Here is a 7,397-nt window from a genome sequence, read left to right on the forward strand (position 1 = left end):
CAATTGTGTTCCTCCCGAAAGCTTTCGGGAGAATTTGGAAACTAGCGTGCATCCCACTCGAAGAGTGGTTTTTTTCTTTGCTTGTTAAAGAAAAAAAGCATCTTATTTCTAATTTTCGTATTTTTTTTGGCAAAACATTTTCATCGCTCTCTGTGAACACTATAGCAGAAGCGATTCAAACGGATAAATTTTATATCCAACTTTTTTTATTCGCGTAAATTCGTGTTAATTCGCGGTAAATCTTTTCCGGTTTCTTCGGTTAGGTATTCAGAAAAATATTTATCAAGTTTAAACATACTTCAAAACGATAATCTTTATCAGAACGCAGATCAGAAATGGGAGTGATCTCTTTCAAAAGAACTTCTTTTATTTCGGTTTTTTCTATTTTAGAATGATTTTTATTAATGAGATAACTTTCAAGTTTTTTTAATCTTCTTGGATATTCATTCAAACTTCCAGCTGCAAATTTAACTTTAATAATTTTCTCATTGGAAATTTTCTTCAGTCCAGCCAAAGCGATTTTTGCTATATAAAGAGATTTCCTGGAACCAATTTTCCGGTAAAATGTTTCATAACCTGATTCAGCGTTTTCCGGAATTGAAACAGCCCCGATAATTTCGTTTTTATTCAAATTAAATTGTTTATAACCACGATAAAATTCATTTATTGGAATTACGCGTATCTTCGATTTGGAAAAAAGTTTTAATTTTGCATCTAATACCAGTAATAAAGGAACTACATCAGCAGTTGGTGAACCATTGGCAATATTTCCTCCGATAGTTGCGATCGATTGTAAAAGAGGTGAAGCAAAATTTTTTAAAGATCGCTGGAAAAAAGGAAACTTCTGTTTGATCAGATCGGAATTCAATATTTCTTGAAAAGTATTTAAAGCTCCAATAATTATTTGATCATCAAAATGCTGTATTCCTTTTAACTCCTTTAAATGATTTATAAAAATCAAAGGTTCGTCTTTTATCAATCCCTTCTTGATCTGGACATTAATATCAGATCCACCGGCAAGGAAGTATTTTCTGCCTTCAAATTTTTCTGATATTTCAAATAGCTGGTTGAGATTATTCGGCTTATAAAAAATCATCTTCGCTCCAAATTGGATTACAATCAATTCTGATTATAAAAGCAGCACAGAATTATATTCTGTGAATAAAATATAACCACCTTACAATATCATTTGGGAACACATTTTACAAAAATGTGCTACTCTGTGTTTGAGTCACATTTATTACATGCCATAAAAACAGATTCAAATATTTTCTGATAACCTGTACATCTACATATATTTCCGGAAAGATTTTCCTTAATTTTATCAAGATTCGCTTCACCGTCGTTCTTAAGATAAGAATAGGAAGAAACCAGAAAGCCCGGAAAACAAAATCCGCATTGCACAGCATTTGTCTCATCAAAGCAATCGATCAACAGTTTTCCTTCCGGAGTTTCTGCAATTGCTTCAACAGTCAGAATCTCGTTTCCATCTGCGTGAACAGCGTTTAAAATGCAGCTTGTAACAGGTTTTTCATTCATCAGAATTGTACATGCTCCGCACTCACCTTCTCCGCAGCCTTCTTTAGTTCCGGTTAAACTAAAATCCTCGCGAATCACATCGATCAATCGTCTCATCGGATCTGTGTTTATGCTAACATTTTTATTATTTAATTTGAAACTGATCTTCATCTGCCTTCCTTTTTTTCTGCTCACGGATTTTCACAGATCAACACGGATAAAAAATAGCGTTAATTTAACCTTCCTTTGATGGTTAATATCATTTCTTCTGTTCTCTGATGTGTTTAAAAATAATTTCAGGAGTCAGAGGTATCTCATTGATAAATATTCCGGTAGCCTGATAAAATGCATTACGGATAGAAGGTGCCGGATAATCCATGGGAATTTCTCCGAGTCCTTTGGCGATTTCCGAATTTGTATGAATAAATTCGATATCCATTTCAGGAATGTCCAAAGAAGTTGGCAAAACATAATCGGTGAATCCTTCCAATCTACCGAAACCTTTTTTATAGAAAAATTCGGATGTTGCATAACCGACTGCCTGGATCAATCCTCCCTGAACCTGACCTTCAGCAATTTGTAGATTGATGACTTTCCCAATATCAAGAACAGTCCAGATCTTTTTTACTTCGATTTGATAACTATCAGCATGAAAATAAATCTCCGAAACGCAGGCTGCCCAGGAATAGTCTTTGTAACCGATTCCCTGGAAAGTATCTTCATTAAAAAAAACGGATGGATCCGGTACAAAATTCATCCTGTATTCAAGAGGGAATTTTATGGATTTTTTTTTAATGTATTTCTCAAGATTTTCGAAATTCAATTCTTTTTTGATTTTCAGAGATAATTTTCTTAACAGGTGTCCAACAATATAAATCGTTCTGGAAGCAACAGTCGGCCCGCTGTTTGGCGTTTTGCTCGTGTTGGGCAGTTGAACAATTGTCCTTTCCAAAGGATGATCTAAAGTTTCGCTTACGATTTGAGCAAGAGTTGTGTGTGCACCCTGTCCCATCTCGGTATTGGCAACGAAAATCTTTACCTCTGCATTTTCTTCGATCGTTATCTTTATTTCGGAATTTAGAATTTTCTCACCATTCCCGGTGTAACCTCCACCGTGATATCCGAGTGAAATTCCAATTCCTTTTTTATCTTTATTATTTTTATTGTATTCGATAAATTCTCGATATTTTGTTTGATAATCTGATTTTTGAATAGTTTTCTCGAAGCAATCCAGTAAATGATTTTCCGGTATTTTTTGAGACGATGGAAGTTCATCTCCAATCCGGAAAATATTCTTTTTCCTGAAATCGTATGGATTCAAATTTAATTCAGCAGCGATTTTTTCAATATGAGAATCTATGGCAAAGAAAGCCTGAGGTGCACCAAAACCTCTGAATGCACCATTGGTTGGAGTATTGCTTCTGAAAAGTCTTCCCTGAATGTATGAATCTTCGATGGCATAACTTCCGGAAGCATGCAGAACTCCCCGCGCCAGCACAACCGGAGATAAAGTCTGAAATGCTCCTGCATCGAGTCGGTAATCGATTTTCAGACTTCTGATTTTCTGTGTTTTTGGATCAGTCAAAGTTTCAATTTCAACTCTGGAAGGATGACGCTTTGTCGTGATCTGAATATCATCTGACCGATCAAGAATTGTCTTTACCGGTTTTCCGCTTTTATATGAAAGTAGTGCTGTTATTCCTGCAATAATATTAGGAAAATCTTCTTTTCCTCCGAACGCTCCTCCAATTCCTTCTGATGTTTCTACGATCACTTCCCGAACCGAATTTCCTAAAATTTGTACTACTGCATCCTTCACAAAAAAAGGACATTGCATTGTTCCTTTAACAAACATTGTTTTCTTTTCAGCATCATAGATTGCGATCATTCCCTGTGGTTCGAGATAAGCCTGCTCCTGATGTGAAGTGTAATAAACAGAATGAGTTTTTATCCAACTTTTACTATTATTAAAATTCCTTCGATGATCAATAATTATCTCTTTTCCAAAAGCATTTTTCTCATTTTCAAGAGTCTCTTTAATATCGGTTAGAGCAGGAAGTTCATCATAATCTACTTTGATCTGGTTGACGAAATTTCTTAAAGTTTCTTTATTGGGATGAGCAATTCCCATAATGATCTGACCAAAATGAGTAATTTCTCTTGTTGTCATAAAAGGTTGATCCGGCTCAGGTTCGGGAACAATATTTTTGCCGGGAATGTCTTTAGCATAAACGATGGTAAACTCAGTCAAATCGAATTCTAAAGGAAAAGAAATTTTTTTTATAACTCCGTGATGAACTTTTGCGTAATATAGATAACCATAGATCATATCTTTGTCGGAATAATCATCGATGAATTTCCAGGAACCGTTCAATTTTGGACGGGCATCGAATTTTCTGACTGAGTTCATTTTAACTCCAATTTATACAGCGGATATTCGCGAATTCCGTAATTTGACATTCCAATGTCGAAAGAGGCAAGATCGGAATCTTGCTTACATCCTATAAACATCTTTTCGATGAGCAATTTTGAAAATTATTATGATTAATATTTTGTTTTCGATCTTGTACAAAATCCTAATATTTCTATATCGAATGCGATATTTATTACTGGCTGTTAGTTTTTTTGCTTTTTTTGGGAATGGATTTTCAGATAGTGATTCGATCAGTTTCAAAATATTCTGAATGTCTTTTTTTGATAGTTTTGAAAAGTCTTTTTCAACTGATTTTTTAATCAGGATTTTAAATTTTTCCATTTTTTTTCAGATTCAGAACCAATTTCTCAAAAGAAATTGCTTCTTCATTTTCTCGTTCAGCAAATGCTTTTATATCCTCTGCATCTTCGGCAAGTTCCAATCGTAATGCTTCATCTACAATATCTGAAATTGACCGATGAGTTTCCAATGCTTTTAATTTAAGAATATGATGGATTTCAGGTTCAAAATAAACAGTTGCTCTTTTTGTAAGATGAGACATCATCCCTCCATAAATCTTTTATCCATATAATCCTAATAACGCCATAGCGTTTTTATGTCAAGGAGTTATTTCGTCCAGAATTTTTATTGCTTTTGGAATCCGAATAATTTCCTGAACAGCTTTCACATCTTTCAATCCGCTTCCGGTCAGCAAAACAACATTTTTGGAATTTTCTTCGAGCTTTTTATGTTCCAGATATTTCAGGAATCCGGCAAAACTTGTTGCGGAAGCAGGTTCTGTAAAAATTCCTGTTTCAGAACTCAATGTTTTGGAAGCTTCTAATATTTCATCATCGGAAACCGTAATTCCTTCTCCATCATATTTTTGGATAAATTTTTTAGTCATCCAAAAATTGGCAGGATAATCGACTGCGATGGAATCAGCGATCGTTTTACTCGGTTTGGAAATGAATTTTTCATTATGCAAATTCCTGACGATATTATCGCTTTTTTCAGATTGAACTGCAATGATCGTCGGTACCTTTTCAATCGAACCTAATTTCAAAAGATCTTCAAAACCTTTATAAACACCGGAAATTATACATCCATCACCAACCGGAACAAAGATCCTGTCCGGAACTTCCTTTTTCAACTGCTGGAAAATCTCGAAAGAAACGATTTTCTTACCTTCGATCGTGAAAGGATTATAAGCGGTGTTACGATTGTACCAACCGAATTTTTCTGTTGCCTGAACGCATAGTTCAAAAGCATCATCATAAGTTCCTTCCACTGGAATTATCCTTGCTCCATACATACAGATTTGAGTGAGTTTAGCTTTCGGTGCCTTAGCAGGAACGAAAATGATAGCCTTTTGGTTTTGGGATGCACAGATCCCGGCGAGTGACGAACCTGCATTTCCAGTCGAGGCTGCACAAATCGTATCGATCTCTTTTTCTTTAGCAACTGCACAGACAAGGTCTGATGCTCTGTCTTTGAAAGAAAAGGTCGGGTTTTGGGAGTCGTCTTTGAGAAAGAGTTGAAAACTTGCCAAATTTCGAAAATTTGGCAAGTTTGAGATTTCGTAAAGCGGAGTTTTTCCAACTTTCAAAAATGACAAACTTCTTTCAGAATTTATTGGTAGAAGTTCCCGAAATTCTTTCTCTTTCAGTTTATCAAAGAGTTTGTTTTTTTTATATCTGTGTTTGATCTTTTTGTAATTGTAAACTGTTTTCAGAACTCCTTTCAAAGGTTGATCTTTGGTATTTTCCTTTTCGCAATCAGGACAGAGATAAGTAACTTCCTGCGGAGAATATTTCTTCCTGCAGTTTGTACATTCAAAATAATATTTATCTTTCATAGATTATCCAAAAAAAGCCACAGACTTTCACTGAATTACACTGACTTCAAAATAATTCTCTGTGTTTATCAGTGTAAGTCAGTGGCATATTTTTATTCATATTCCTTCAGCAATCCCGTTCTCTCATTAAATTCCATGATCTTCTCATCCCATTCATCGACTTGCCCAAACTGTCTTTTCCAATAATTATCATCATACCATTGAGCATTGAGTTCTTCGACGGTTTTTCCCTGCTGTTCGATCCAGGTGAAATACTTAAGGTTGTGCATTCTTCTCTTTTCATAATATGTCATCTCGATCATATTATCGATTCCGATTCCCATCAAATCCGCTTCAAAAGTGATGGCAGCCTTTTTGGAATCAAAATTACCAAGTTTTTTCCTTTCCTCGAAAATCCTGCTTTGATACATTTCCATTGAATCTGTGGCAACTGTGAAAACAATATCATTTTTGTTCATTTCATAATATTTTGCCATCTTGATCGTTCCCATCAGGTTTGCGATCGAGGAACTTCCTAACAGATCGAGTTTTTCAACAAATTCCGGAGCAACTCCTTTTTCGATAAGAAGTTTCTTACCTTCCGGTTCATTGAATAGTCTCATGATGTGCATATTCGGTTCATCATCGATGCCGGCAACCATATCCATATTTTTCAGATTATGGATCCAGGGAACATGCTTGTCACCAATTCCTTCGATACGATGTCCACCATAACCATTATAAAGTAAAGTTGGACATTGCAATGCTTCTCCGGCACAAACCTTGAAGTTTGGGAACTTTTCCCGCAGATAATCAGCACAACCAAGAGTTCCGGCAGAACCTTGAGTCAGGAAAAGTGCACTGAATCTCTGTTCTCCTTTTTTTTCAGAATGAAAAACTTCTTCCATCGCCGGACCGGTCACAGCATAATGCCAGAGAGCATTTCCAATTTCGCTGAACTGGTTCAGGTTCACAATTTCATCAGGTCGGGCATGACACAATTCTTTTGCTTTATCGTAAATTTCTTTGACATTACTTTCACAGCCGGGAGTTGCATAAACTTCTGCTCCGATCTTATGTAGCCAGTCGAATCTTTCCTGGCTCATTTCTTCGGGTAAAACTGCAATCGATTGACAACCGAGCAGATAGGAATCATAAGCACCTCCGCGACAGTAATTTCCGGTCGAGGGCCAAAGTGCTTTCTGCGTTGTTGGATCAAATCTACCGCTGACCAGTTTTTCAACGAGCGGACCGAATGTTGCTCCAACCTTGTGTGCTCCGGTTGGGAAGAACTTACCGATCAGCATGATGATCCGGGCTTTTACTCCGGTAAGTTCGGATGGAAGTTCGATATAATTAACATTTCCGAAACCACCACCGAATTTCACTGGTTCGTTTTTCCAGGTTATTCTGAATAAATTCAAAGAATTCAAATCCCATAAACCGATGTTTTTCAGTTTCTCTTTGATCTTTTCCGGAATCAAATCCGGATTTCTCATTTGCTTATAAGTTGGGATGATGATGTGTTTTTCCCGACATCTTTTAATAGTATTTTCTAATATTTGTTCTTTTGAGTTCATTTTTTCTCCATTTTTTATTTTTTTTGGAGTGCATTAACCGTGTTAATGC

At 36.0% G+C, this 7,397-nt stretch carries 7 protein-coding genes; all 7 read right to left on the reverse strand.

What is annotated here, in order from left to right; all coding sequences use genetic code 11:
• Positions 1–259: 259 nt before the first annotated feature.
• Positions 260–1,096, reverse strand: a complete 837-nt coding sequence (locus ENL20_11200) for a hypothetical protein (protein HHE39118.1) — start codon at positions 1,094–1,096, stop codon at positions 260–262.
• 119 nt (positions 1,097–1,215) lie between these two features.
• Positions 1,216–1,689 carry a (2Fe-2S)-binding protein gene (locus ENL20_11205; GenBank protein HHE39119.1) on the reverse strand — a complete coding sequence of 158 codons (474 nt, stop codon included), beginning with the start codon at positions 1,687–1,689 and terminating at the stop codon, positions 1,216–1,218.
• 88 nt (positions 1,690–1,777) lie between these two features.
• Positions 1,778–3,928: a hypothetical protein gene (locus ENL20_11210; protein ID HHE39120.1), complete on the reverse strand. Its 2,151-nt coding sequence runs from the start codon at positions 3,926–3,928 to the stop codon at positions 1,778–1,780.
• Positions 3,929–4,012: 84 nt separating this feature from the next.
• The gene (locus tag ENL20_11215; protein ID HHE39121.1) at positions 4,013–4,273 is read right to left on the reverse strand and encodes a type II toxin-antitoxin system mRNA interferase toxin, RelE/StbE family; all 261 of its coding nucleotides are present in this window, start codon (positions 4,271–4,273) and stop codon (positions 4,013–4,015) included.
• Entirely contained in the window at positions 4,260–4,493 is a 234-nt protein-coding gene (locus ENL20_11220; GenBank protein HHE39122.1) for a CopG family transcriptional regulator, read from the reverse strand. The genes ENL20_11215 and ENL20_11220 overlap by 14 nt, the downstream gene beginning before the upstream one ends.
• 57 nt (positions 4,494–4,550) lie before the next feature.
• Positions 4,551–5,789 carry a threonine synthase gene (gene thrC / locus ENL20_11225; protein ID HHE39123.1) on the reverse strand — a complete coding sequence of 413 codons (1,239 nt, stop codon included), beginning with the start codon at positions 5,787–5,789 and terminating at the stop codon, positions 4,551–4,553.
• Positions 5,790–5,881: 92 nt separating this feature from the next.
• Positions 5,882–7,348, reverse strand: a complete 1,467-nt coding sequence (locus ENL20_11230; protein HHE39124.1) for a pyridoxal-phosphate dependent enzyme — start codon at positions 7,346–7,348, stop codon at positions 5,882–5,884.
• Positions 7,349–7,397 lie beyond the last annotated feature (49 nt).

Source organism: Candidatus Cloacimonadota bacterium (genome assembly GCA_011372345.1).
Classification (GTDB): domain Bacteria; phylum Cloacimonadota; class Cloacimonadia; order Cloacimonadales; family TCS61; genus DRTC01.

What these genes read in the sequence shown, in the direction of transcription:
- ENL20_11200 (HHE39118.1), bottom strand. Translation starts at nt 1,096, where the DNA reads ATGATTTTTTATAAGCCGAATAATCTCAACCAGCTATTTGAAATATCA.
- ENL20_11205 (HHE39119.1), bottom strand. Translation starts at nt 1,689, where the DNA reads ATGAAGATCAGTTTCAAATTAAATAATAAAAATGTTAGCATAAACACA.
- ENL20_11210 (HHE39120.1), bottom strand. Translation starts at nt 3,928, where the DNA reads ATGAACTCAGTCAGAAAATTCGATGCCCGTCCAAAATTGAACGGTTCC.
- ENL20_11215 (HHE39121.1), bottom strand. Translation starts at nt 4,273, where the DNA reads ATGGAAAAATTTAAAATCCTGATTAAAAAATCAGTTGAAAAAGACTTT.
- ENL20_11220 (HHE39122.1), bottom strand. Translation starts at nt 4,493, where the DNA reads ATGTCTCATCTTACAAAAAGAGCAACTGTTTATTTTGAACCTGAAATC.
- thrC (HHE39123.1), bottom strand. Translation starts at nt 5,789, where the DNA reads ATGAAAGATAAATATTATTTTGAATGTACAAACTGCAGGAAGAAATAT.
- ENL20_11230 (HHE39124.1), bottom strand. Translation starts at nt 7,348, where the DNA reads ATGAACTCAAAAGAACAAATATTAGAAAATACTATTAAAAGATGTCGG.